The organism is Chryseobacterium panacisoli, assembly GCF_008274625.1.
Classification (GTDB): domain Bacteria; phylum Bacteroidota; class Bacteroidia; order Flavobacteriales; family Weeksellaceae; genus Chryseobacterium; species Chryseobacterium panacisoli.
In genome coordinates, this window is record NZ_VTRU01000001.1 from 1,456,964 (window position 1) to 1,482,275 (window position 25,312).

Annotated in this window: 21 protein-coding genes; 9 read left to right on the top strand and 12 right to left on the bottom strand. The window is 37.0% G+C overall.

Annotated features, from left to right (window positions below):
* The first annotated feature begins 100 nt into the window (after window positions 1–100).
* Window positions 101–3,157: an amino acid adenylation domain-containing protein gene (locus tag FW781_RS06485; protein WP_149386661.1), complete on the top strand. Its 3,057-nt coding sequence runs from the start codon at window positions 101–103 to the stop codon at window positions 3,155–3,157.
* A 145-nt stretch (window positions 3,158–3,302) separates the two neighbouring features.
* On the opposite strand, the gene FW781_RS06490 is transcribed toward FW781_RS06485, so the two are convergent.
* From FW781_RS06490 to FW781_RS06520, 7 genes are all read right to left on the bottom strand, one after another.
* On the bottom strand, window positions 3,303–4,064 hold the full coding sequence (locus tag FW781_RS06490; RefSeq protein ID WP_149386662.1) for a LytR/AlgR family response regulator transcription factor: 762 nt from the start codon (window positions 4,062–4,064) through the stop codon (window positions 3,303–3,305).
* 79 nt (window positions 4,065–4,143) lie between these two features.
* Window positions 4,144–5,463, bottom strand: a complete 1,320-nt coding sequence (locus FW781_RS06495) for a RagB/SusD family nutrient uptake outer membrane protein (RefSeq protein ID WP_149386663.1) — start codon at window positions 5,461–5,463, stop codon at window positions 4,144–4,146.
* Between the two features lie 12 nt (window positions 5,464–5,475).
* Window positions 5,476–8,808 (bottom strand): SusC/RagA family TonB-linked outer membrane protein, encoded by a 3,333-nt coding sequence (locus FW781_RS06500; RefSeq protein WP_149386664.1) that lies wholly within the window; start codon window positions 8,806–8,808, stop codon window positions 5,476–5,478.
* Between the two features lie 6 nt (window positions 8,809–8,814).
* Window positions 8,815–11,388, bottom strand: a complete 2,574-nt coding sequence (locus tag FW781_RS06505) for a zinc-dependent metalloprotease (protein WP_228720179.1) — start codon at window positions 11,386–11,388, stop codon at window positions 8,815–8,817.
* Window positions 11,389–11,519: 131 nt separating this feature from the next.
* A complete protein-coding gene (locus FW781_RS06510) occupies window positions 11,520–13,103 on the bottom strand; it encodes a histidine kinase (RefSeq protein WP_149386666.1) in 1,584 nt (527 codons plus the stop codon).
* Window positions 13,104–13,320: 217 nt separating this feature from the next.
* Window positions 13,321–13,887, bottom strand: a complete 567-nt coding sequence (locus FW781_RS06515; protein ID WP_149386667.1) for a cysteine hydrolase family protein — start codon at window positions 13,885–13,887, stop codon at window positions 13,321–13,323.
* A gap of 16 nt (window positions 13,888–13,903) precedes the next feature.
* Window positions 13,904–14,851 carry an alpha/beta hydrolase gene (locus FW781_RS06520; RefSeq protein WP_149386668.1) on the bottom strand — a complete coding sequence of 316 codons (948 nt, stop codon included), beginning with the start codon at window positions 14,849–14,851 and terminating at the stop codon, window positions 13,904–13,906.
* A 143-nt stretch (window positions 14,852–14,994) separates the two neighbouring features.
* Here FW781_RS06520 and FW781_RS06525 point away from each other — a divergent pair, with 143 nt between their 5' ends.
* From FW781_RS06525 to FW781_RS06540, 4 genes are all read left to right on the top strand, one after another.
* Window positions 14,995–15,366 carry a winged helix-turn-helix transcriptional regulator gene (locus tag FW781_RS06525; protein ID WP_149386669.1) on the top strand — a complete coding sequence of 124 codons (372 nt, stop codon included), beginning with the start codon at window positions 14,995–14,997 and terminating at the stop codon, window positions 15,364–15,366.
* 285 nt (window positions 15,367–15,651) lie between these two features.
* Window positions 15,652–16,827 carry a thioredoxin family protein gene (locus FW781_RS06530; protein ID WP_149386670.1) on the top strand — a complete coding sequence of 392 codons (1,176 nt, stop codon included), beginning with the start codon at window positions 15,652–15,654 and terminating at the stop codon, window positions 16,825–16,827.
* Window positions 16,828–16,840: 13 nt separating this feature from the next.
* On the top strand, window positions 16,841–17,473 hold the full coding sequence (locus tag FW781_RS06535) for a DUF3575 domain-containing protein (protein ID WP_149386671.1): 633 nt from the start codon (window positions 16,841–16,843) through the stop codon (window positions 17,471–17,473).
* A 4-nt stretch (window positions 17,474–17,477) separates the two neighbouring features.
* Window positions 17,478–17,684 carry a hypothetical protein gene (locus FW781_RS06540; RefSeq protein WP_077418263.1) on the top strand — a complete coding sequence of 69 codons (207 nt, stop codon included), beginning with the start codon at window positions 17,478–17,480 and terminating at the stop codon, window positions 17,682–17,684.
* Here FW781_RS06540 and FW781_RS06545 read toward each other — a convergent pair whose 3' ends face one another.
* Complete coding sequence (locus FW781_RS06545; RefSeq protein ID WP_149386672.1) at window positions 17,685–18,881, bottom strand: exo-beta-N-acetylmuramidase NamZ family protein; 1,197 nt, start codon at window positions 18,879–18,881, stop codon at window positions 17,685–17,687.
* A 4-nt stretch (window positions 18,882–18,885) separates the two neighbouring features.
* Here FW781_RS06545 and FW781_RS06550 point away from each other — a divergent pair, with 4 nt between their 5' ends.
* On the top strand, window positions 18,886–20,115 hold the full coding sequence (locus FW781_RS06550) for an ABC transporter permease (RefSeq protein WP_149386673.1): 1,230 nt from the start codon (window positions 18,886–18,888) through the stop codon (window positions 20,113–20,115).
* 126 nt (window positions 20,116–20,241) lie between these two features.
* Window positions 20,242–21,240: a PLP-dependent cysteine synthase family protein gene (locus FW781_RS06555; protein WP_149386674.1), complete on the top strand. Its 999-nt coding sequence runs from the start codon at window positions 20,242–20,244 to the stop codon at window positions 21,238–21,240.
* 58 nt (window positions 21,241–21,298) lie between these two features.
* On the opposite strand, the gene FW781_RS06560 is transcribed toward FW781_RS06555, so the two are convergent.
* From FW781_RS06560 to FW781_RS06570, 3 genes are read right to left on the bottom strand one after another with little or no spacing between them, the layout of a single operon-like run.
* Window positions 21,299–21,826, bottom strand: a complete 528-nt coding sequence (locus FW781_RS06560; protein ID WP_149386675.1) for a hypothetical protein — start codon at window positions 21,824–21,826, stop codon at window positions 21,299–21,301.
* A 37-nt stretch (window positions 21,827–21,863) separates the two neighbouring features.
* The gene (locus tag FW781_RS06565; protein ID WP_149386676.1) at window positions 21,864–22,166 is read right to left on the bottom strand and encodes a chaperone modulator CbpM; all 303 of its coding nucleotides are present in this window, start codon (window positions 22,164–22,166) and stop codon (window positions 21,864–21,866) included.
* A gap of 3 nt (window positions 22,167–22,169) precedes the next feature.
* Window positions 22,170–23,084 (bottom strand): DnaJ C-terminal domain-containing protein, encoded by a 915-nt coding sequence (locus tag FW781_RS06570; RefSeq protein ID WP_149386677.1) that lies wholly within the window; start codon window positions 23,082–23,084, stop codon window positions 22,170–22,172.
* 93 nt (window positions 23,085–23,177) lie between these two features.
* On the opposite strand from FW781_RS06570, the gene FW781_RS06575 reads away from it, so the two are divergent.
* On the top strand, window positions 23,178–24,377 hold the full coding sequence (locus FW781_RS06575; RefSeq protein WP_149386678.1) for a dicarboxylate/amino acid:cation symporter: 1,200 nt from the start codon (window positions 23,178–23,180) through the stop codon (window positions 24,375–24,377).
* Between the two features lie 27 nt (window positions 24,378–24,404).
* The gene (locus FW781_RS06580; RefSeq protein WP_149386679.1) at window positions 24,405–24,917 is read left to right on the top strand and encodes a hypothetical protein; all 513 of its coding nucleotides are present in this window, start codon (window positions 24,405–24,407) and stop codon (window positions 24,915–24,917) included.
* Between the two features lie 8 nt (window positions 24,918–24,925).
* Here FW781_RS06580 and FW781_RS06585 read toward each other — a convergent pair whose 3' ends face one another.
* Window positions 24,926–25,309, bottom strand: coding sequence for a DUF779 domain-containing protein (locus FW781_RS06585; RefSeq protein WP_149386680.1), 384 nt, complete (start codon window positions 25,307–25,309; stop codon window positions 24,926–24,928).
* Between the last annotated feature and the right edge of the window lie 3 nt (window positions 25,310–25,312).

The following is a 25,312-nucleotide window of genomic DNA, read 5'->3' on the forward strand; positions in this document are numbered from 1 at the left end:
TTTAATCACACAATAAGGATTTATTTATAAAATTAAATTATATTTAAACATAAATAATTATTATTGAAACAAAACACAAAATAACATCAAAATAAAAATCATGAAACACCAAAGTATTCAAGAAAATGTTAATAATGAATTTAGCATTAAACAAAGCCAGTTTAAAAATGTAATTTCTATTTTCAAAGCAGTAAGCCGTTCTTTTCCCGAAAAAACAGCTATTATTTCTAAAAGCCAGAGTATTTCCTATGCAGAATTGGATTATCAATCTGATCAACTCGCAGCTTATCTTCTGAACTCATCCTTAAAAAAGGGAGCTTCTATTGCAGTCTGCATGTCCCAATCTATAGAGCGCATTGTCTCTTTTCTGGCTGTTCTGAAGGTAGGTTCAGCATACATCCCTATTGACGGACAACTGCCTGCAAACAGAATCAAAATGATCATGGAAGACTCAGAAGCTGAACTTATCATCACTGAAAACCTGTATGCCGATAAATTTGCAGAGATTAAAACTCAATTGATTAATATAAACCAACAGGCCAATGAAACTGCAGAAAATCAAATTGATATCAATCCTGACAACATTGATATGATGCAGACAGCCTATATCATTTATACTTCAGGAAGTACAGGAATTCCTAAAGGAGTAGAAATACATCATGAAGCTTTTTATACTTTTATAGTATCCTTCACAGAGCTTTGGGGGTATTCCGCCAAAGATAAAACTCTTCAGTTCAGCTCAGCCGGATTTGATGTTTCTATTATTGACATATGGGTACCGCTGTTTACAGGTGCAACCATTGTTCTGTATCCTGATAACAAAATCATAGGAAAACCTCTACTGGATTTTATCGTTGATCATAAAATTGAGGTGGTTCCTTTTCTTCCGCCCGCTGTACTGAGTACGTTGCCAACAAATCTTCCCATCGGAGATCTGCATACCCTTTCAATTGCAGGTGAAGTTCCATCGGAGCAAACCATAAAAAACTGGTGCAACAGAGTACGCCTTATTAATGTATATGGCCCTACTGAAACAACCGTAAGTGTTGTGACTCACCATTTCCAGGATGATACCAATCCCCATATCATCGGAAAACCATTGGAAGGTGCTCATATTCACATCCTGAATCAGGATCTCGAATATGTGAGTGAAGGTATTACCGGTGAAATTTATATCGGTGGTAAGCAAGTAGCAAAAGGATATATCAATAAGCCCGCGGAAACATCAGAAGTATTTATTGATGCCCCTGAATGGATGCAGTCTGATCACGGGATCAACTACAGATTGTATAAATCAGGGGATCGTGGATTCTGGAGAAAAGACGGCAATATTGAGTTTGTAGGACGGCTGGATGAACAGGTGAAATTAAGAGGTTACAGAATTGAATTAAAAGAAATTGAGCATCATATAGGACAACTTGCACAGGTTGCAAATGTCGCAGTTAAAGTTCATCGTCCGGAACAAGGACAACCCATTCTTGCTGCATTTCTGGAACTTTATGAAACAGATAAAGAACATATTACACTGGAAGACATCCGTGCAAGACTGAAACAAAGCCTCCCCACTTATATGCTTCCTGAAAAGATCATATTGTATGACAAACTTCCTTTGACCATTACTGGAAAGATTGACAAGAGCAAACTTCACATTCCATTGCAGCAAACCATGAAAAAGACGAAAGAAAAGGTGGATACATCAGATCTCAAACAGGAAATCACTGAAATATGGATGGATTTACTGAACATGGATGAAATAAATGAAAATGACAATTTCTTTGAATTAGGGGGACATTCTTTAATGCTTGGGCAAATGCATTCCCGTTTGCCGCTGAATATCCAGAAAAGGATATCACTTCCTGAGCTGTATCAGTTTTCAACCATATCTCTTTTTGTAAAAGAAGCTGAAGCCCGCTTGATACAAAATCAGCTTAGTCAGCAGCAGAAAGCCCTTCTTGTGGAAGAACAGCTTATAAAAGATGCAGAACTTCCATTTGATTTTGAGATTACTGTACAGCCGGATCCCAAAATTTTAGCCGATCCATCTGCAATTTTCCTCACAGGAGTTACTGGTTTTGTAGGCTCACATTTACTGGAAGAACTCATTCCCCGAAACCCAAACGCCATTATTTACTGTCTTGTAAGAGCCGAGAATGAAGATTTTGGATTAGAACGCATCAAAAGTACTTTTTCAAAATTCAAACTTGTATGGAAAACAGAGTATGAAGATAGAATAAGAATTGTTTTAGGTGACCTGACGCAGCCGAAGCTGGGTATTGATGATAAACTGTATGGAAATCTCCTGATAAACATTGAGGTAATTTACCATATGGGAAGCGATGTAAGCTATGTAAAACCCTATGAACATATCAAAAAACCAAATGTTGACGGAATGGCACATATATTACACCTGGCAGTGCATGAAAAAACAAAATTCCTTATCATATCATCATCAATGGGCGTTTACAGCTGGGGCAGAAGCTTTACAGGAAAAACATGGATGACTGAAGATGATCCTATTGAACAAAATTTACCCGCCGTATGCCGTGATATGGGATACATCCGTAGTAAATGGGTAATGGAAAGCATGGCTTCCAAAGCCCGTGACAAAGGTCTCCCTTTGATTAATTTCCGTCTAGGGTTTGTAGTTTGCCATGGAGAAACCGGAGCAACTCCGTTAAACCAATGGTGGAGCTCTTTGATGCGTTCCTGTATTGAATTAAAAGCATTTCCGCTGGTAATGGGATTGAAAGATGAAGTGATTACTGTAGATTATGTCTGCAAATCTATTGCTCACATCAGTCAGAATCCGGATGCAGTAGGACTCAACTTTAATTTGAATCCTTTACCGGAACATGATCTGTCTCTTACTGATTTTTGTGTACGCATCACTGATTACTGCGGGCTGGAAATGAAAAGCTTAGATTTTGAAACCTGGTTTGAACAATGGAAACGAAATCATGACACACCTGTGTATGCCCTACTTTATCTATTTTCTGATGATATTCATGAAGGAAAATCCCTGGTTGAAGCTTATGAAAACACCTACTATTTTAAAAGCCATAATACGGAGCGTTTCTTAGAAGATACAGATATCAGGCCCGCCATTTTTAATAAACCAGTTATGGAAGCCTATCTAAGGTATATGAAGATGATTTAAAAATCACCAATTACATTCAAAATAACTCAAAACCTCTAATTCATTTTAGAGGTTTTTTTGCTTTATATGCAAAATCAGAGTAAGGGAATTAGCGGTCAGTTCAAAATTGGGAATTGACAAAAATTATATATTAAAAAAAACGAGATCATTTATTCAGCCAGTTCAGGCACTCCGCAATCTGTGTCTTACTGATAAAAACTTCAGCATTCACCTCCGGTTCAGGAGAGAGTCTTAGCTCTACTTTCTGGCTGGAATGTTTGATGATTTCGGAAACAGCTTCCTTATTAATGATAAACTTGCGGTTTATTTTAAAGAAAATATCCGGGTTGAGTTTCTGAATTATATCTTTAATGGTATCATCATAGATATAAGTCTGATAATCTTTTGTGGTAAGGAAAAGGTATTTCCCGGAAGCAAAAAAATATGCAGTGTTATGCTCGTCTATTGATTTCAGTTTATTTCCTTCTCTTACCATAAAACGTTTCATTACCTCATCCTGTACCTGCCTTAATGAGGAAATGGATTTGAGCACCGGTTCGGGATCAAAATTATTTCTTATGGAGATAAACTTCTGTAAAGCTTTATGCAAATCTTCTTCTTCAAAAGGTTTCAGAAGATAATCAATAGTAAAATGCCTGAAGACTCTCATGGCATATTCATCAAATGCGGTAATGAAAATAATGGGGGTAAAAAGCTCTACCTGCTCGAAAATTTCAAGGCTCATCCCATCACCAAGGTGAATATCCATAAAGATAAGATCCGCTGAATCTTTCTCAAAAAAATCAATTGCCTGTTTTTTGGAACGAAGAATAACAGTCTCTGTAACAGGGACTATGTTCTGTGCATCCAAAAGATTTTTCAGATAATTCACAGCCAGCAGCTCATCTTCTATAATGGCAATTTTCATAACGATGCAAAAGTACAAAAAAACCGCTAGAACGATTAAGTTCAAGCGGTTTCATCTGTATTGAATTTGATATGAAGTTCTATAGATTAGGATTATTCTTCTTCGCGCTCATTGGATATTCAATGGTATATCGCGGATCATTCTGCTGAAGAATATACTCTTGGCCATTGATTGTATGGCTTATTTTTTTCTGATTTGCTCTTCTTAAGTCGAACCATCTTTGTCCTTCCAAAGCAAATTCCCTGAATCTTTCATCCAGGATAAAGTTCATAAATGCTGCAGAATCCATTGAATTCACTGCATTTTGTACTGAAGTATATCCTTCCGGAGTATATCTGTTCTTCATTACTTTAAGAAGGGTTTCCTTAGCTTCACTAAGCTTATTCAACTTTAATAATGCTTCAGATTTGATAAAGTACTGTTCTGCTGTTCTGAAAGAAACTTTGAACTCTAAGCTTCCTCCTTTAATCACTTTATACTTACTACTATTTTTTTCAAAATACATGCCAAACCTTTTATCCGTAGTGCTATTGTATGAAGAAATCAGTTCCGGCGCTGCAAAAGACAGGTTCTTTATAGAATTATCCCATGTATTGTCCAAAGCCATGATAGATTCCGGGGAAGCATAATGGTTGGGAGGTGTATTTACGGTATTTAAATTGCTCAAATCTCCTTTTACCGCCAATACCTGATCTGCATAGTTCAACGCTTTATTCCAGTCTCCTTCATATAGAGCTGCTCTTGCCTCAAAAGCCAGCAATGCTATTTTTGAGAACCTGTAGTTTACTCCGGCTGCCTGCTTCTGCTCTACCATAAGATCTTCTGCTTTTTTAAGATCTGAGTGAACCTGATTGTATACTTCCCGTACTGAAGATGGTTTCAAAACCTGCTCTAGATCAATTTCAAGATTGATTGGAACTCCTCTGTCTGTAGAAGCCGTAGCATTGTTGTAGGGTTTCCCGTACAAATTCACCATATCAAAATACAGGTAAGCACGAAGTGCATATGCTTCTGCTAAAATCTGACTCTTCTCAGGTGAGTCCTGCATTGTTTTGCTTCCTTCGTTAATAATCTGGTTAAGATAAAAGTTCACAGAGTAAAAGCTTACCCATGGAAATTCCGTAGATGCCGGATCATTGTTAGCATCTTTCCACATCGCAATTTCACGGTAGGAAATAAAATCCGTGGAGTTATCATCAATATTCACCTCATCGGTACGAAGTGCCACCAGAGATTTATGAACAGGGTATTTTGAATAGGCAGATGTAAGTACTTTTCGGTAATCTTCAGCAGTAGTAGGAATAACCTTCCCTTCAGGCTGAATATCTAAAAACCTGTCACATCCGATCGTCATAAAGCTAATTGCAGCAAGTGCTATGATTGTTGTAATTTTTCTCATTTTTCTCAAGTTTTAAAAAGAAACATTAAATCCTACGGTTACCGACTTGGTGATAGGCTGTGCATAAATATTACCATACGTTTCAGGATCGAAATATCCGTTATATCCGTTACTGAATACAAACAGGTTACGCCCTTCAACACTCAGCCTCAAACTACTGATTCCCATAGGATTTGTAAATTCTTTAGGAAGCGTATAACCTAAACGGATGCTGCTGATTCTGATATAGCTGATCTCTTTTGCCCATACATCCAGTAAGCTGTATGCATTGGAACGGTTTCCGGCAAACCATTTATTCGCCATCCATCCGTCCGGATTAGCTTCCATATCAGGACTTGTAATTCCCGGAAGTGAACCTCCTGCTTCATAGATATCTCTAGTGTAGTTTCTTCCTCTATCCAGTTCCATACCGCGGTAAGAAGGCGTTCTCATTACGGTTTGCTTCAGATTGAAAGTTGCAGAGATCGTAAGGTCAAAATTACTTACCTTAAACGTGTTGATAATACCTCCGGTAAATTTCGGATCTCTGTCTCCAACATACGTAAACAGGCTTCTCAGCTCTGCGTTTGAAAGTTTTGTATCTACAAGCTGTCCCGGAAGAAAATCTGCATATACATCATATAATTTAAAGAATTCTGCAGCTGAAATCTTTTGATCTCCTTTCCAGAATAATGGGTTTCCGTGCTCATCCATTCCTGCTGTTTTCAAAGCAAAAACAGCATTTACAGGAAGCCCTTCTCTTGAAGGAAGCAATGAATTATCACGGGGTTGTTCACTCAATACTCTACTTTTGTTGTGAGCAAAGTTGATTGTAGTCGTCCACTTGAAATTATCATGATTGATGTTTCTGGTAGATATTGCCAATTCAAAACCTTTGTTCGTCAAACTTCCCCAGTTCATCATCGTATATTCAAATCCTGTTTCAAGAGGAGTTTCTTTCATACTGATCATATCCGTACCTTTTCTGCTGTAGACATCAGCGGTAAGACTCACACGGTTATTGAACAAGCCTAAATCAAGTCCGAAGTTGGTATTGGTTGTTTTCTCCCATCTCAGTTTATCGTTTGGAGGGCTGATCACATTGATGATTGATTCTTTTCCTCCCGGAAGAATTGTTGCATCATTATATTCACCAATAAAGAACGGCGATGTGTTCCTGTCTATATTTCCCTGAAGACCATAAGAAGCTCTCAGCCTAAGGTTGGAAACTGCAGAAACATTTTTCATAAAGTCTTCCTTCGTTACCAGCCATGATCCTGAAACCGCCCATATCGGAAGGTATTTATATTTTTTATTCACCCCGAACAGATTGGTTCCGTCATATCTTACACTTCCGAAGAATGTATATTTCTGGTCAAAAGTATAAGATGCCGTAGCAAACATAGAAGCATACGCATTCTCTACGGGAGCTGCTTCACGGTATGTTTCATATCTTTTATCTGCTGCAAAACTTGAATTCGGGAAAACAATTGCCGTAGCTCTTCTGGTCTTTGGATCATATCCGAAAGCCCTTGTAATGGTTGTATTATCTTCTGTCTTACGGATCTCCGTACCTGCCATCAAATCAATTTCATGCTTTGAATTGATCTTTGTGCTGTATGCAGCCTGTAATTTCCAGTTGTACTGAAAGAAATCATTATCCCAGTTTTGTTTTACAGCACCCGCCGGCAGAAAGTAATTGTATTTGCCGTCTTTGTAATAACGGGTATTTTCTTTCATTTTTCGGGTGAAGTACGTATTCTCTGCGGCAAACTTCTCTGTTTTATTAGCATCATACTGAAGTCCTAGCTGAGAGGTAAATCTTAAACTTTTTGAAGCTTTATATTCTAAGTCTAAAATCGCTTTCAAAGAGTTATTTTTCAGCGAATAGTTTGTATTTTCTCTTTCTTCAAGGAAATTGAAAGGAATATAACGGTCCTCAAAACCATCCATATCTTTATCATAATTGTAGCTTCCGTCTGCGTTGAAAGGCTTCATGTAAGGATTGGCGTTTCTTGAATAATTAACAGGGTTTATTGAAGCATCAGCATCCGTTACAAAAGATGTACGTTCACTCTGCGTTCCGAAAATAGAGATTCCTGCATTTAACTTATCGCTTAATTTATAGTTGTTTTTTAAAGTCAGGTTATAACGTTTAAAACCTGTACCGATAGTTGTTCCTTCTTCATCATAGTATCCCAGGGAGAAATAATAATCTGCACGATCACTTCCTCCGGAAACACTTAATCCATATTGCTTGTTAATGGCATTTCTGTACAACAGTTTACCCCAGTCTGTGTTGTTGTTTCTTAAACTGTTGATTTGTCCGCGTGTGAATGAATTCAACGCATCAAAACCTCCGTTTCTGAAAGCATCAAGCTGGTTGTTTTGGGTTAAAATTCTCATTACTTCTCCTTTATCTGCACGGTAAGTAAGATCAGTACGCTTGGCAAGCATCAGTTCCAGGTCTACTTTTTCAGAGGCATTCAAAAGATTCAGTTTCCCAAAATCAGGACGCGAGGTCACGAAGGTATCTGCTGAGAAGTTCAGTTTAAGACTACCCTTCTTTCCTTTTTTCGTGGTGATGGAAATTACTCCGTTTGCTGCTCTTGCTCCATAAATAGCTGTTGCAGCCGCATCTTTAAGGATGGTAATATCTTCAATATCATTGGGGTTCAATCCTGCGATAGAGAAGTTCTGAAGCTGGTCTATGTTGTCTTTATCGGTGAAATTCGGAACATCATTTCCTTCTAACGGAAGACCGTCAATTACCCATAGCGGATCCTGAGGGCCGGAAAGGGAAGCTGTACCTCTGATTCTGATCTTCGCAGGGCTTCCCGGAGCTCCCGTTTCAGGAGTTACTGCCACACCGGCAATCTGCCCTGCCAGCATCTGATCTACACTGGCAACACCAGCCTGGCTGATGTTGTCCATTTTTACTGTAGAAACGGCTGAGGTCTGCTTACGTTTTTCAATTTTCTGGTAACCGGTGATGATTACTTCCTGAATTTTATTTTTATCTGTAACTTCAGAAGTTAGTCTTATAGTATAATTGGTCTGCCCTTCATTAAGCTGAATCACTCTTGATTCATAACCAGGATAGCTTACCGATACAGATTTGGTATCAGCAGGAATTTCCAAGATGAACTTTCCATCCTTATCAGTCACTGTACCTACAGATACACTTTCGATAATTCCTTCCAATTCTGTTTTTGTTGAAACAGATTGAGTCTCGATTTTTATAGATGCACCGGCAATTATATGAGAAGTATTTCCGTCTTCTATTTTCCCGGTGATGGTTTTCTTTTGCTGGGCCATTGCTATATTAGCAGCCAAAAGAGGTAAAAGTATTAGAGTTTTTTTCATTGCCGTTTATTTATTTAAAGCCTCTTGTATACGAATGATTAAATCTGTGTAATGTGCTCTGGAAGCATCATCACCTCTGTATCTTGTTCCGTTCAGTAAGTCCAGAACTTTCTGAAGTTCCGCTCTCTTGTAAGTGGTGACTTCAGATACTCTCTTCATGGATGAATAATTGATATTCCTCAAACTGTGATCATCTTCATGGAAACTACAGATGGTTGGGATATTCAGAGTTTCATCTGTTTTCAATCCTTTCACTGCTGTTTTTTCAAATAATTTATTCACCGAAACAATCAGGGCATCCACATAGTTTTTCTGAGTCATTTTTTCAAGCATCGTAAGGCTTCCTTTTTTATTAAAAATGGCTGTTCTTACCTGATCAAATAATTTCTCAACGGTATAGATCTCTTCTTTTGAACCTGACATCTGATGCTTCAGCTCATTTTCAAGCAACCTCAATAATCGGTCATCCATAAACAGGGAATAGATATTTGCATACTGCATTCCTCTTGCCATGGTATATGGAGTCTGCTCGAATGGTCCCATTGGTGAATCTTTAACCGGATACGTTTTTTCTGTAATCGGATTAAAGAATAACCACTCCGGAAGGTTGATTGCATTTTTAACAAGATAATCAACAGCTCTTGTCTGTATTTCAACAGGAACGGCTTCATAGGCTTTCTTCTTGTTTCCAAAAACCGTATTATTCAGATAAATTCCTCCCACATTCGCCATCACATGACCTGTATACAGATCCCATTGTCCGATAGCTCCCATATACAGTTTTCCGGCATCCGTATATTCTTTACCATCTTCATAGGTCCATTTCAAAAGGTTGTTGATCACCACTTTCAGGTTTTTCATCCCATATTCACTGGCTTTCATGGCATCATCTCCCAAATCTTCAGACTGCGAACGCGGATCAATAGTTTCCAGGTAGCTCTGCTGCTCACCATAGAAATACATTGGATCATCTTCGTGCTTTTCAATTAAATTTCTCAGCGCTTTTTTCTCTACAAATTCATCAGGATACCAACGGTAGCCCCAGTCTATGGCATATTTGTCATAAAGACCGATTTTCGGAGTAATGGCTGTAACCCCATCTTCCGGCTGAGCTACGTAATTGTAACGTGCATAATCCATAATGGACGGTGCCGTCCCCCCCATTTTGTCCGTAAATTCTTTGGAACGAAGCGACTCTACAGGGAATGCAAAGGATGCTCCCATATTATGCTTCAGTCCGAAAGTGTGTCCTACTTCGTGGGATGAAACAAAACGGATCGCTTCTCCCATGTGCTCATCACTGAATTTATTTCCTCTTGCTTTCGGGTCGATAGGCCCTGTCTGAATTCTCATCCAGTCATGAAGAGAAGTCATTACATTATGCCACCAGATGATATCTGCTTCGATAATTTCACCACTTCTCGGGTCTACTACAGAGGGTCCCATTGCATTTGACTTTGGCGAAGCGGCGTAAGTAATCACAGAATATCTTACATCATCAATATCAAAATCTTCATCTTTTTCGTCCGGCATTTTCGCAATCACTGCATTTTTAAATCCTGCTTGCTCAAACGCCGCCTGCCAGTCATGTACTCCGGCAATGATTTTCTCACGCCATTGTTTTGGAGTAGCCGGGTCTATATAATAAACAATAGGCTTCTTAGGCTCTACCAGCTCACCTCTTAAATATTTTTCTTTATCTTCGTCCTTCGGTTCAAGATTCCATTTGGTAATGAAGAATTTTTCATCCATTTTTTGCTGATTGTCATTAAATGACCAGTGTTTTTCGGAGAAAAACCCTACTCTTGAATCAGCGATTCTTGGTTTCATCGGTATTTTAGAAAGAAGCACAAGATTCGTAGTAACACCAAGGGTTACCGGAAGATCTACTCCTCCTTCATTTACAGAAGTAGACAATTGAGACTTCACCACAAGGTTCTTGGGGAACGTCTTCACTCCTTCTATATAAGAAAGGCTTGATTTCACAGACCCTCCTAATCCTACATTACCCAGAACATCATTGAAGCTCTTTTGATTTCCATCAAAAACTTTATTGACTTTAATGGCTACTGCTGTAGAATCACTGTTTTGGGCTTCAATATCAAAGACTTCAATCACAGATTCCGAAAAGTTGTCTTTCACCGATTTTGTAATCGCATCATTTTTTGGGGATGACACTTTAGGAACCAGCGTTTTCACCCATACTTTTTTAGCTACAGGGTCGCGGTGAAAAGAGATGACCTTATTTTCATAATTCATACCTTTGTTTAAACCCGCTTCGTTTACCTGCATTGGCACCTGTGATAGCTTGTTCACCACCAAAAACTGTCGTCCCATCAGACTGTCAGGAATTTCAAAATAAATATCCGTTTTTACCTGAATTGTATTAAAAAGTCCCTTTTTATAAGTCCCTTTTTTTATCAGTTCTTCAATTTTTTTTGTTTTCTTTGATGAGGATGTCTCTGTTTTATCCGTCTTTTCTTTGTTGACCTTTACTGTATCTTTATCTTTCTTTTGTGCTACTGCCATTGGTGAAGCCATAGCAAGACCGAGATACAGTGCAAGCCTGTAATTCTTCATTAAAATAGTCCGATTCATTCCAAATAGTAAATATCTTAGTTTCAGTAAGCAAAGCTATAGGTATCGTGAATCATATATATAATATTGGGGAGTGAATGGTGATTTTTTGGGAGTGAATGGATTTTTTATTTTTACTTCATTAATGGCAAAAAACATACAAAATATTCACCATCTACAGAAATATGAAGAAGATTATTCTTAAAATACTCATAAACTTGATTCAAATAATCAATTCCGAATTTCTCCCCCTGCACGGGTTCAGTTTTTGGCTGCCAGGTGTTCTTCACAGTGACCCCGTTTTCGTCAACAATAATGATAATTTCCAAAGGCTGATCTATTGTTGCAATATTGTGTTTGGTAGCATTTTCCGTGACAATCTGAAGGGATAAATACGGAATTCTTTTTTCGAGACTTTCAGGAGCATTAATAATAATTTCAAACCTCAGTTCTTCGTCAAACCTGCTTTTCAGAAGCTCCATATACTGCTGTATAAATTTGATTTCCTGCGAAACCGTTACAATATTTTCCTTCGGAGGTATGATGAGATATCTGTAGATCCTGGAAAGATTCATGGTAAATTTCTGCGCATTTTCTTTATTGATCCCGATCAGCATATAAAGAGAGTTGAGAGAATTGAAAAGGAAATGCGGATTGATGTTATTCTTAAGCTGCTGCAGCTGGTTGATCACTTCTGCTTTATGCATCTTTTCGTTCTCTACTAACAGTAAATTCTTTTCAGACTGTATTTTTTCTTTTTCCTGATAAGCCAGATTGGTCGCTCGCTGGAATAAGATAAAAACTGTTACAATAAGAAACAGAGCGGCCAGAAAAATATATACTGTATAGGTTTTTATCTTGCTTATATTTTCATCAATGATGAAATTAACGTGGTTCACAACCGCATATCCGTCAAAATTGTCTGTTTTTAATGGTTTTATAAAACGTGTTACTTCAACGCCAAGGTATTCTGAGATCGCTGTTCCTTTAGTATATCCTGCTTCAGTTCTGCCTGATAGTGTATCTTTCTCCTTAATATCCGTAAAGTCAAAAATATTCTTTCCGATGTATTTTTTCTCCGGATGGGTAATACAAATTCCTTCTTTGGTAAAGACATATGCATAGGTATTGGAGCTTTTGTCTACATTGATAAAGTACTGATGGAGATCATCCAGGCTTACGGTAGAACCATAATACAGTTTATTTTTATCAGGCAGCATCAAGGAATCATAACTCACCCAATACATACTGTCTTTTTTGGTGATCAGAAGATCTCTAAAATGACCGGATCCGCTGTTCTTTAAGACAATCGCTTTCCCTTTATGAGCTGTCCTTTTGAAAATATCAGATAACGGATTATTACTTTCTGTTTTTCCGGAAGCAGTATTTTCATAATAATACCAGCTGTAAGGCAGAAGATTTCTTTTTTTGTTTAAATCATTTAAAACCAAAGAATAATCTTTATAATTCTTCAGGCCGTCTTTCTGAATCAATGCGCGAAGCAGATACTGATAGTCCTCAATATTTCTGAATTCATGTTCTACAGATTCATATTTACGGAAGAAAGTTTTCTTTGCAAAATCATCAGTGTTTTTACGGCTGTCTTCGGTAATTAAAAGACTTAGCACAGCAAATGCTGCCACTGCAATCAAGCAGGCAGATAAAGCGGTGATGTAAATGTATTTTTGGGATAAGGTGTGTTTAAAATTAATACTCAAGTTTCTCTGAATTGTTGTTCTCCTACCTAAATTATTCGTTTGCAAAGATATAACAAAGATTTCAGTACCATAAAGTGAATTATTTTTATGTTTAAAACCGCCGGTAAGCAAGCCTATTCTTTGACTAAAAACATGTATTTACAACTATATTTATTTCAAAAAAAATAAAAAACCACCATAAAGATGGCAGTTTCAATGTATTCAGATTATTATTTTTCTACAGTTTTTTTAATAATTCTTCGGCATTCAGGATCGTGGCAAATTCTTCATTCAGATTAGCTAATGCCATGAGATGAACCAATTCTGCCTCATATTTTTCTCCATGTATCCCTACTCTGTCAAAAGCTGCTGTAGCATCAGAAATCACGTAGGTTTCATATCCGAAATTTCCTGCCATTCTTGCCGTAGTGGAAACATAATGATTGGTTGTAATTCCCAGAATCACCAGGGTATTTATTTTCTGAAGATCTAATTTTTCTTTCAGATCCGTTCCTATAAAGGCACTGTTTACGTTTTTTGTAATAACAGGTTCATTATTTTGAGGTAAGACATTTTCATTAAATTCAAACCCCGGATCAGATTCATGCAATTTAGATTTAAGATTTGTTGAGCTGTGCCGGATGTGAAATATTGGTAAATCCAGATTCCGCCATACTCCCAGTATCTTTCCGCTCAATTTTTCTGCTTCTTTATTATTTCTGTTTCCTCCCCAATAGCTTTCATCAAGAAATCCTTTTTGAATATCAATAAGAAGCAATGCCGGTTTTTTGTCTCTCAATTTCATCTGTTTTTATTTTACATCATGAGTTGAAAAGTCTGTTCATAAGGAACATATTATATTCATCTTTCATAGGAGAATCAAAGAGATCAAATACATGCAGCGCACCGGGAATCACCCATAATTCCGTTTTCACTCCTGCTTTATATAAAAGCTGAGCATATTCTATACCCTCATCCCTTAAAGGATCCAACTCACAGGCAACAATAGTGGTTTGTGGTAACTTTGAGAAATTATTAAAATAGGTAAGATCCGAATATGGAATGCTTTTATCCTTATTTTCTTTACCCAGAAAATGCAGCCACGCTGTCTTTGCATAATTTTTATTCCATAATGGTATATCAGTAAACTCTTCCATTGAAGGAGTATTCAGTCTGTTGTGAATCACAGGATATAGCAGAAACTGATGTTCTATATTTTTAATATTATGATCTGCTGCCATCTGCGTTACAGCCGCTGCAAGATGTCCACCTGCACTTGCCCCGAAAACGGTAATACGGTCAGAATTAATCCCCAGCTTTGAATCACTGTATTTTATGATCCATTGTAAAGCATCAAAACCATCTAAAACAGGAATAGGAAACCGATATTGAGGAGACAGCCTGTAATCAACAGAAATAATGGTTGCCTTAAGTGTATCTGCTATCTCAAACATATGGTCATCCACCTGCTCCGGCAGCCCGAAAACATATCCTCCTCCATGAAAGTAAAGGAGAACCCTGTCCCGGTTGAAGCCTTCAGGCTGATATATGTGAAGTCTGATCTCGTATCCATCTTCTGAACTTGGTATAAAAATATCCTGTACTACAATATGATCCGGTTTTTTAAAAGGATGAGCTTTCGTAAATTCTTTTCTTTCCTGCTGAATAACCTCCGGAGCATTCAAAAATAAATTTCCATCAATTTCCAATGAATAAGGAACATTTTCAATACTATTTTTTAAATCACTGTTTATTCTATTAAAATCCATATTATCTTAAATATTTTATTCTACATAAGCGATAAAACCACTTTCCGACAGGATATTTCCTGTTTTTATTTGTAAATTTAGCCTATCAACATCATCCTTTCCAAGTATACAAATGATTGTATGGAACGAACAAAAATGTAAGTATGAGTATTAAAGAATCATCCACCAATAATGAAAATAAGAAAACACTGGAGTCCAGCTGTTCTGAAATATATGCTGTAAATCTGATCAGTGGCCGCTGGATTCTTTCTATCTGTTATCATCTTAAACATGGAAAACTGAGATTTTTTGAACTGAAGGATAGGATCCACAATATTTCTGAAAGAATGCTTACCCTGCAGCTAAAAAAAATGGAACAGGAGGAACTCGTCGCTAAGAAAGTATATGCAGAAGTACCCATAAGAGTAGAATACGAACTTACAGAAATTGGTAAAAAACTGATCCCGGTTTTAGATCAGCTGGAAATATGGGGCAAAGAACATAAAAAAATAAAAAAAATAACGGACCACAAGTAAAGATGGTCTATTTATTTTACAGAGTTTATAATTGTATCCTATCTGAACAAGAAAGGGAAGCTGAGGTTCTGTTTTAAAGTCTTGTGAGATTCTATTAACAAAATCCGAGTAAAAGTAAAAATCTCCTCGGAAAACAAGATTAATAATAGCTCTATCTAAAGAATCAGGATAGGTAGAATCAGGAAGTGTAAGTCTTAAAGTTAGTTAATATCATCATTCAGACAACAGATTCAGCACGCTATATTTTTAAAATTAATTATCTTCGCCTACAAATCTTATTTGAAAATGAAGAAGATCATCTCCGGGATATCTATTTTTTGTGCCATCGCTATCTCAGCTCAGGAAGCAATCCAGTTTCAGGAGCTACCTTTCAAAGACATTATTGCCAAAGCCAAGAAGGAAAAGAAATTGGTTTTTATTGATGCATATGCTTCCTGGTGTGGCCCATGTAAAATGATGGAGAGAAATGTTTTCACCCAGAAATCCGTGAGTGATTATTACAATACCAACTTCATTAATGCAAGATTTGATATGGAAAAAGGAGAAGGCAGAGACATCGCTTCCAAATTCGGAGTTCGTTCCTATCCTACTTATCTTTTCCTGAACGGTGAGGGTGAGCTTGTTTCCAGAAATACCGGTTATATGGAAGAGAGCATGTTTGTGGCTATGGCTCAGGATATCAATTCGCCGGGAAACAAAAAAGGATCTCTGAAAGATCGTTTTGCCAGTGGTGATAAAGATCCGGAATTCCTGATCAACATTATGAAGCTGAACGCCAACACAGACTATGATTTTGCCAAAAAGGCTTCCGAAAGATATTTTCAGAATAAAAAGAAAACCGAAGAACTTACAAAAGATGAAATCGGCCTTCTTCTTTATTTCGTAAAGTCGTCAGAAGACACCAATTATACTGTTTTCTCATCCAGAAAAGCAGAGATCATTAAATTTCTTCCTGAAGAAACCTACAATGAATTTGATGCTCAGCTGAAATTAGGAAAAATAGTAGAACAGTCTATTGATGATAAAAATAAAAAGATCAATGATGATTATTTTTTAAAGACGGCTGAACCATTGGTAGGAAAAGAAGCTGCGCTAAAAAAACTGAATCAGACTAAACTCAGCTATTATGAGCAGAACAGTAATTTTCCTGAATATGAAAAAGCTGCTTTAGACTATTACAAAAATTCTGACTCGTTTGACCCTAATGAACTTTTGAGAGCTGCCTGGATATTTGCAGATCATGTGAAAACGCCGTCTTCATTAAAGAAAGCTACAGAATGGGCAGAAAAATCTGTCATGAGAAGTGAAACTTCAGAAAACACTTATATTCTTGCCAAACTCTATAATCTTACAGGAAATAAAGAGATGGCAAAAAACTATGCTGAAATGTCTAAAAATATAGCAGTTCAGGGCAATAAGGATTCTCAACTTGCAGATGAATTATTAAAGCAAATAAAATAACACCACATACCGAATGAAATATAAATTATTAGCAGCAGGCATTTTAGCTTTCCTGTCGGCAAATACATTGTACGCCCAGGAACAGGAACAAGGAGGACAGGATAAAAGTTTATACATAAAAGGAAATGCTTTATTTGCTCCGATAGGAATTTTAAACTTTGGAATAGAAAAACAGATCAGTCCAAGATATACCCTTCAGGGCGATGTTTTCATTTCACCATGGAAATCTTTTGCAGGACACAAATTACAGTTTTATTCCGTCTCCGCTGAAGGAAGATACTATTTTGACGAAGCTTTCAAACATTGGTATGTGGGGGCCAACGTGTCTGTTGCCGCTTATAATGCTTCAAAATGGAATTATTGGAATGACAATACCGTTGAAAACTGGAATAAGGAAATTCTTGTTAATTCCAATCTTTACCAGAAAGGATTCTCTGTTATGCTGGGTGTTACTGCAGGATATCAGTTCCAGTTATCTGAACGATGGAATCTCGACCTGTATGCAACGGTAGGGACATCACAAGGTTTTTATAAAGGCTATGACAAATCCACAGGAAGACGTTATGATTCTGCAAAAAATTTCAACAAAAGTGGTGAAATCATGCCATACAGAGGAGGTGTAATGATTTCCTATAAATTAAAATAAGGCAATGAAGCTATTCGGAAAAAATCATATTATCATTTTAGTAATCACTTTTGTGATTCTTTTTTTGATGAACTATATCGGAAATGATCTTCCCGATAAGTTGCAGAGAGCTTTATTAACTGCTTTTGCAGGAGTTGTTGGATTAACGATCGGGCTCTTTATATTAAATAAGGGCAGAAATGATAAAAATCCGCCCCAAAATTTTGATTAATTAATCTTCATATACCACATACCGGGTTCTGATCTTTTCGAAACTTTCCAGATCTTTTTTCCAGGAATTTTTAATTTCCTGAATTGATTTTCCATCAATGATCTGTTTTCTGAAAGTATCAGTTCCGGACAGGGTATCAAACCAAAGATTCTTCAGAAAGAAATCCTCTTGAGGATTTTTATAATTCTGATAAGCTTTGATTACCCATTCCAGGTTGAGTTCTCTTAAGTCTTTAGGATATTCTGAAAGATTTTCACCATAACATAGTTTTCCGTTCAGAAATGGATCCTTTGCACCATAGCTTGGTTTTGGTGTAAACTGATAAGGCAGATTTTCCGTCCATGGAGAACCATAAATCTGGAAAGGAAGATCTGTTCCTCTTCCTACAGAAACCTGAGTTCCTTCAAAAAAGCAGAGACTTGGATATAAATTGATTGCTTTATCATTGGGTAAATTCGGAGAAGGTTTATCAAGTATCGGATAACGCTGCTTTTTATGATAATTCTTCATCTGAATAAGTGTGTATTTAGCCTGGACACCATTTTTCAGCCATTTTTCGCCATTCACCATCTTTCCATATTCTCCTATGGTAAGCCCATACACTACAGGAACTTCATGCATTCCTACAAAACTGGCCCATTTTTTTCTCAATACAGGTCCATCTGTATATCCGTCATGCGGATTAGGTCGGTCCAATACCATGATCTCAACATTATTTTCAGCCCCTGCTTCCATGAGATAAGACAGAGTGGAAATATAGGTATAAAATCTCACCCCAACATCCTGGATATCAAAAATAACAATATCAATTCCTGCCAGCTGCTCCGGCTTTGGCTTTTTATTATTGCCATACAAAGAAACAATTGGAATTCCTGTTTTCACATCTACTCCGTTTTTCACTTTTGCCCCCGCATCAGCATCTCCTCTGAAACCATGTTCAGGAGCAAAAATCGACTTGATCTTTATTCCGTTTTTTACCAGAAAATCTACCAGATGAGTTTTGTCACTCATCAAACCCGTCTGATTGGTTACCACTCCTATTGTCTTGTTTTTTAAAAGTGGTAAATACATTTCAGGCTGGTCTGCCCCGGTTTTAAAATCCTGCTGAACTTGAATCTGAGAATAATATTGATTGAATACTCCTAAAAAAATTAGGCAAATCAGAAGTAAATTTTTAATTTTGAAATCTAAATTCATAAGCTTGAAATTTCCTTTATATTTCTCTAGAAAAATAGCATTTTCCAAAGATAACAAAAATAACCTTTCAAGGGTTATTATCTTCATTGGCAGGCTTTCCGTAGCATTGGGAATTATTGTTTCCTTAATTACTGTAGCCACCGGTTTTGGTTCAAAAAAAGCGATCAAAGAGAGACTGGCAGATTTCAGCGGACATATTACGGTAAGATCAACACGTTCAAATTCCTCTTATAACACTTCCGTACTTGATAATCAGGGACTCAATATTGCCAAAATAAAAGGACTTCCTGATGTGGAAAGTACTCAAAAATATGTGATGGTTACCGGAATTATGCGTAATGAACACAATTTTGCGGGGATCATATTTAAAGGAGTCGGAAAAGATTTTGACAGTTTAAGATTTAAAAAATTCCTTATTGCCGGTACTACTCCAAAAGTTACAGAGAAAGGCTTCAACAATGATGTTGCTATTTCGCAAAAAGTAGCCAATGATCTCCATCTTAAGGTGAATGACAGTATTGTTACTGTATTTTTAAAGGCTGATCAAAAACCACTTTATCGTAAATTCAAGATTATAGGGATCTACAGAACTGATATTAAGTTGATCGATGAGCAGTTTGTTATTGGTGGAATCAACCATGCCAGAAAAATTCAGGATATGAAACCTGATGAAATTGGCGGAATAGATATCTTTTTGAAAAATGTAAACGATATCGACAAGGATTTTCCGGAAATTGAAAAACTGATCGGGTATAAAAACTATGCTGAAAAAGCTACTGAAAAATTTCCGCAGATTACAGACTGGATCAGTATTTTTGACACCAATATAGCTTTGATCATTATTATCATGCTGATTGTAGTAGTTATTAATATCATCATGGTTCTTTTGATTCTTATTATTGAAAGAACAAATTCTATCGGTCTTCTTAAAACATTAGGAGCAAGCAATTCACAGATAAGAGCTACTTTCATCAATTATACCCTGATTATTATGATTCCAGGACTTTTATATGGAAATGCTATCGGATTGGGACTTATTTTGATCCAGAAATTCTTTGGAGTTATAAAGCTTAACCCGGAAAACTATTATGTAAGCACAGTTCCGGTAGACCTTAATCCTATCGCCATTATTTCTATCTCATTGGGTATTCTTCTTATTTCAGGATTGGCTTTAATTATTCCGAGCTACCTGATCAGTAAGATATCTCCTGTGAAAGTTATTAAGTACAACTAATCTGATAATTGATTAGTTATACGTTGCCTGTCAAAGGGTTTTGATTTTATCCACAACTTATCCACACGTTATCCACAGCGCAGATAATTTTAAAAGCCTTATCTTTGCGCCGCATATAAAACATTTATGAAATACGCAAAAAATATCCTTGAAACTATAGGTAACACACCGCTGGTAAAGCTTAACAAAGTATTAGGTGAAGATTTCCCGGCATTAGTATTAGCAAAAGTAGAGACCTTCAATCCCGGAAATTCAGTAAAGGACAGAATGGCTCTTAAAATGATAGAAGATGCTGAAAAAGACGGCAGATTAAAACCTGGAGGAACTATTATCGAAGGTACTTCCGGAAATACAGGAATGGGACTTGCATTGGCAGCGATCATCAAAGGCTACAAATGTATTTTTGTAACCAACTCTAAACAGTCAAAGGAAAAGTGTGATATTCTCCGTGCTGTAGGAGCTGAGGTCATCGTTTGTCCTACAGACGTAAAGCCTACTGACCCCCGTTCTTATTATTCAGTATCCAAAAGACTGGCAAAAGAGACGGAAAACGGATGGTATGTGAACCAATATGACAACTTATCCAACAGAGCGGCTCATTATGAATCTACAGCTCCGGAAATCTGGGAACAGACTGAAGGAAACCTGACTCACTTTGTAGTAGGGGCCGGAACAGGAGGCACCATCACAGGATGCGGAACTTTCTTCAAAGAAAAAAATCCAAATATTAAAGTAATTGGTGTTGATACATATGGTTCTATCCTAAAAGAATTCCACGAAACCGGAGAGCTGCACTACGATCATGCTTATACCTATATTACAGAAGGTATCGGAGAAGATATCATTCCTGAGAATTATGACATGTCTGTAATTGATCATTTCGAAAAGGTAACGGATAAAGACGGTGCTATCTACGCCAGAAAACTGGCTAAGGAAGAAGGAATTTTCTGCGGATATTCTGCAGGAAGTGCTATTGCATCTTTGATCCAAATGAAAGATCAGTTTACTAAGGATGATGTAATTGTAGTTTTACTTCATGACCATGGTTCAAGATATGTAGGAAAGATCTACAATGACGAGTGGATGAAAGAAATGGGATGGCTGGAAGAAAACAAAGAGGATTAATAAACCACTTTACAGATAACAAAAAAACGGAGCAACATTTTGTTCCGTTTTTTTTATTTTATTGTTTGATATTTTCTTTTAATCTACTTTTAAGAAAACTGTATTCTTTCTCACTCATTGCTTTCCTTGGAAACATATAGCTGTATTTTCCTTCAAGGGAAATAAATTCATTGTTACTGTCAAAATATTCAAAATCTTTCCATTCGCTGGTCTCTTTTTCTCCATCAATATTCACAGTGAAAAAATTCTGATCAAATCTGATTTCGTACAGTTTACACTTTTCCAGAACATTTAAATAATGATTCACCTGTTTTTTCCATCTTGAAACCTTATTAACACTTACTGACAGAAAAACAGCGCAAAGCAAAAATATAAAACTCAAAAAGTATAAAATCCCTTTACTTTCTTTGCTCAGATTATCTTTCAAAAGAAAAACAATAAAAACAATCACTGCTGCTGCAATGGTAGCAATCGTTTTACTTTTCGTTGTAGGTGAAAAAAGCAGACTTCCCTGATTACCGCTAAAATAAATATCTTCAAAAATCTTTCTGTCCGGTTTTAGTGTAATCACCTTTTCTTCATTCATAATTATAGAGTTTGCTTTAAAAAGCTACAAAACTAAACTAAATATCTTCATATTGATCACGTATTGCAGAAAGTTTATTCATCAGCTCTCTGTTTCTGCGGTTCAGCGCATCCAGTTTTTTCAGCATATTATGAATCACTTCAAGACCTGGAAGATTGACTTCGAGATCATAATACCAATTGGCAAATTTTTCCAGATCGGGCAGATCATCATACATCAGATAATGGATATTGTCTTCAATCTGTATATTCAGCAGCCCATAGTCTACAAGCTCATCAAAAAAAGTGATTTCTATATTATAGATTCTTACGAGTTCTTCCCGTGATATTCTTTCACTCATAGCTTAGGAATTTTTTAATTGTTCAAAAAGTTCTTTCTGCTTTTCGGTAAGGTTCGTTGGCAGTTTCACTTCATAGGTTACAAAAAGATCTCCATGTTCTCCTTCTTTTTTATAGACAGGAAAACCTTTTCCTTTCAGCCTTACGGTGATTCCCGTTTGGGTTTCCGGTTTTACTTTAAGCTTTACACTTCCTTCCAGGGTATTAACAGTCACTTCTCCTCCCAAAACAGCAGTGTACAGGTCGATCACAACTTTAGTTTTCAGATCATCCCCGATTCTTTCAAAATTCGGATCAGCCGGAATATTGAAGGTGATATACAAATCTCCGTGAGGGCCTCCGTTTACCCCCGGATTCCCATGTCCTTTCAGTTTGATTTGCTGCCCGTCATATACTCCTGCCGGAATGCTGATTCTGACTTTCTTTCCATTAATATCAAAAGTTTGAGGATGAGTTTTCGCAGCATCTCTCAGATTCAGATTCAATTCTGCTTTGATATCCTGTCCTTTGAATTTTCCGGAAGCTCTTCCCCGTGAGCTTTTACCAAATCCACTTCCTGCTCCACCGAACATATTCTGGAAGAAATCTGAAAAGTCTTCCCCTTCACCAAAATCAGCGCCGGAGAATCCTCCGCCATAATTTTGTTGTTGATATTGTCTTTGTTGCTGTTGTTGGGCTTTTTCGTATTCTTCGCCGTGTTTCCAATGTTCTCCGTACTTATCGTATTTAGATCTGTTTTCCGGATTGCTGAGCACTTCATTGGCTTCATTCAATTCTTTGAACTGTCTTTCTGCTTCCTTATCATCGGGGTTCAGATCAGGATGAAGTTTCCTGGCCTGTTTCCGGTATGCCTTTTTAATATCATCCTGTGTTGCGCTTTTATCTACGCCTAAAATTTTATAGTAATCTATATAAGCCATAGAAATGAGGTTTACCCAAATTTATGAAATTTAGGTCTGAAAATTGTATAACAAAATGTTAAAAATAAACCTATCTTTGATAAAAAGCACCACATGAAAGAGGTACTGAAAAACTACTCCGGAATCCTATTTTTACTTTTGGGAATCACTATTGGAAGCATCATTGGAATTGTTGCTCCCGGTTTTGTAGAATATATAAAACCTTTGGGAGATATTTTTCTTAATCTTCTTTTTGTGAGTGTAGTTCCTTTGGTATTTTTTGCGGTATCCAATTCTATTTCTTCTTTGGAGCAGCAATCAAAATTTGGAAAAATCATCCTTGTGATGTCTCTTACCTTTTTATTCTTTATTCTCACAGCAGCTGTTTTTACCATCTGTGCAGTATATCTTTTCCCGGTTTCAGGAGTCTCAGGAAGTTCTGAGATCATTTCTGAAGCGGCAAATGATGATACATGGGGCAACAGGATTGTAAGTTTCTTTACGGTAGGTGAATTCACTGAACTTTTTTCAAGAAGGAATATGCTGGCTCTTCTGGTATTTGCGTTTCTGACAGGATTTGCGGCTAGGAAAACCGAAGAAAAAGGACAGCCTTTCAGGGTTTTTATTGCTTCCGGATATGAGGTGATGAAAGAATTGCTTTTACTGGTCATGAAACTTGCTCCCATTGGTTTGGGTGCTTACTTTGCTTATCAGGTAGCCACTTTAGGTCCTCAGCTTTTTGGGTTTTATGCTAAACCATTAGGATTGTATTATGTTGCAGGAATCATTTACTTTCTGGTCTTCTTTTCAATTTATGCTTTTATGGCGAATGGACAGAAAGGAGTCAAAAGTTTCTGGACCAACGCGATCTACCCAACTCTAACTGCAATAAGCACCTGCAGCAGTTTTGCCACCATGCCTGCCAATTTACAGGCTGCATCAAAAATCGGAATAACCAACTCTATTGCCAATCTGGTGATTCCTATTGGGACGACCCTGCATAAAAACGGATCTTCTATGTCTTCAATCATCAAGATCTATGTAGCATTCTTAATCATTGGAAAAGATTTCTTTGATCCGGCCAACCTGCTTTTGGCATTGGGAATTACTGTATTTGTCAGTATTGTGGCCGGTGGTATTCCTAATGGTGGATATATCGGTGAGATGCTGATGATCTCTGTGTATAAATTACCTCAGGAAGCGATCCCTGCTGTAATGATTATCGGAACTTTGGTAGATCCTTTAGCCACAGTGTTGAATGCTGTAGGAGACATAGTCGCCGCCATGTTTGTCAACAGGTTTGTAAAGGTCTGATGGTCATTTAACTATTTTCTTTAAAAGATGAACTCATTTTACAAAAGCATTGGCTTATACAACACCATTACTATTGATCTCAATATCAACAGTGCAGAACTTATACAAAGGTTATGGAAAGTAACTTACAAAACCAATACTACTTTCATATCCCTGGAAAAAGATTCTTCAATTCCTACCCGGTTTGAATATCGGGGGATGATTGATGCAAACACTTTCACCATTAAAAGAAGAGCAAGACTATTTGATATGAACAGAAACAACCCTGTATTTCATGGAACTATTTCTGATAAAAATGGGCAATCTTCTGTCTCCGTAGAATTTTTCCCCTCAGGATTTCAGATTTTTAATTGGGTGATGATTCTGTGCTTTTGTTTAATTATGATTTCTGTCAATATACAAGGTGATCAAAGAGATCTTATGTTCGCTGGAGTAGCTTTGGTAATTGCTGTTGCTCAATATTTTATTCTAAAAAGAGGAATTTCAAGAGGCAAATATGAATTTGAAAGAGAGCTTATTTATATTGCACAAAAACCTTAAATCTATATTTACTCACTCCGTTTTACCGGTTCCAGCTTTTCATATTCATCGGGCGTGAAAAGTCTGTAATGAACTTTAAAAGTTTTCCCTAAAGGTGTTTCCAGTGAAAAGCCACCTGGCCCGAAACCGTCTGTAACATCTAATGTAAAATGTGAATATTTCCAGTATTCAAAAAGATCACGGTCTATCCAGAACTCATATCCATTGATGGTTCCGATCATGGCATCATTCATCCTGGGAAAAAAGCCTCCTTTTTCAAAACATTGCGGCTGTGTGCCTTCGCAACATCCTCCTGCCTGATAAAACATGAGTGGTCCATATTGATCTTCAAGTTTACGAATCACTTCAAGAGCCTCTTCCGTTGCAGAAAGTCTTGATATTTTTGCTTCCATTAT

Excerpts from the sequence above, each read along its gene's own strand:
- FW781_RS06485 (WP_149386661.1), top strand. The coding sequence starts at position 101 with ATGAAACACCAAAGTATTCAAGAAAATGTTAATAATGAATTTAGCATT.
- FW781_RS06490 (WP_149386662.1), bottom strand. The coding sequence starts at position 4,064 with ATGAAAATTGCCATTATAGAAGATGAGCTGCTGGCTGTGAATTATCTG.
- FW781_RS06495 (WP_149386663.1), bottom strand. The coding sequence starts at position 5,463 with ATGAGAAAAATTACAACAATCATAGCACTTGCTGCAATTAGCTTTATG.
- FW781_RS06500 (WP_149386664.1), bottom strand. The coding sequence starts at position 8,808 with ATGAAAAAAACTCTAATACTTTTACCTCTTTTGGCTGCTAATATAGCA.
- FW781_RS06505 (WP_228720179.1), bottom strand. The coding sequence starts at position 11,388 with ATGAAGAATTACAGGCTTGCACTGTATCTCGGTCTTGCTATGGCTTCA.
- FW781_RS06515 (WP_149386667.1), bottom strand. The coding sequence starts at position 13,887 with ATGAAATTGAGAGACAAAAAACCGGCATTGCTTCTTATTGATATTCAA.
- FW781_RS06520 (WP_149386668.1), bottom strand. The coding sequence starts at position 14,851 with ATGGATTTTAATAGAATAAACAGTGATTTAAAAAATAGTATTGAAAAT.
- FW781_RS06525 (WP_149386669.1), top strand. The coding sequence starts at position 14,995 with ATGAGTATTAAAGAATCATCCACCAATAATGAAAATAAGAAAACACTG.
- FW781_RS06530 (WP_149386670.1), top strand. The coding sequence starts at position 15,652 with ATGAAGAAGATCATCTCCGGGATATCTATTTTTTGTGCCATCGCTATC.
- FW781_RS06535 (WP_149386671.1), top strand. The coding sequence starts at position 16,841 with ATGAAATATAAATTATTAGCAGCAGGCATTTTAGCTTTCCTGTCGGCA.
- FW781_RS06540 (WP_077418263.1), top strand. The coding sequence starts at position 17,478 with ATGAAGCTATTCGGAAAAAATCATATTATCATTTTAGTAATCACTTTT.
- FW781_RS06545 (WP_149386672.1), bottom strand. The coding sequence starts at position 18,881 with ATGAATTTAGATTTCAAAATTAAAAATTTACTTCTGATTTGCCTAATT.
- FW781_RS06555 (WP_149386674.1), top strand. The coding sequence starts at position 20,242 with ATGAAATACGCAAAAAATATCCTTGAAACTATAGGTAACACACCGCTG.
- FW781_RS06560 (WP_149386675.1), bottom strand. The coding sequence starts at position 21,826 with ATGAATGAAGAAAAGGTGATTACACTAAAACCGGACAGAAAGATTTTT.
- FW781_RS06565 (WP_149386676.1), bottom strand. The coding sequence starts at position 22,166 with ATGAGTGAAAGAATATCACGGGAAGAACTCGTAAGAATCTATAATATA.
- FW781_RS06570 (WP_149386677.1), bottom strand. The coding sequence starts at position 23,084 with ATGGCTTATATAGATTACTATAAAATTTTAGGCGTAGATAAAAGCGCA.
- FW781_RS06575 (WP_149386678.1), top strand. The coding sequence starts at position 23,178 with ATGAAAGAGGTACTGAAAAACTACTCCGGAATCCTATTTTTACTTTTG.
- FW781_RS06580 (WP_149386679.1), top strand. The coding sequence starts at position 24,405 with ATGAACTCATTTTACAAAAGCATTGGCTTATACAACACCATTACTATT.
- FW781_RS06585 (WP_149386680.1), bottom strand. The coding sequence starts at position 25,309 with ATGGAAGCAAAAATATCAAGACTTTCTGCAACGGAAGAGGCTCTTGAA.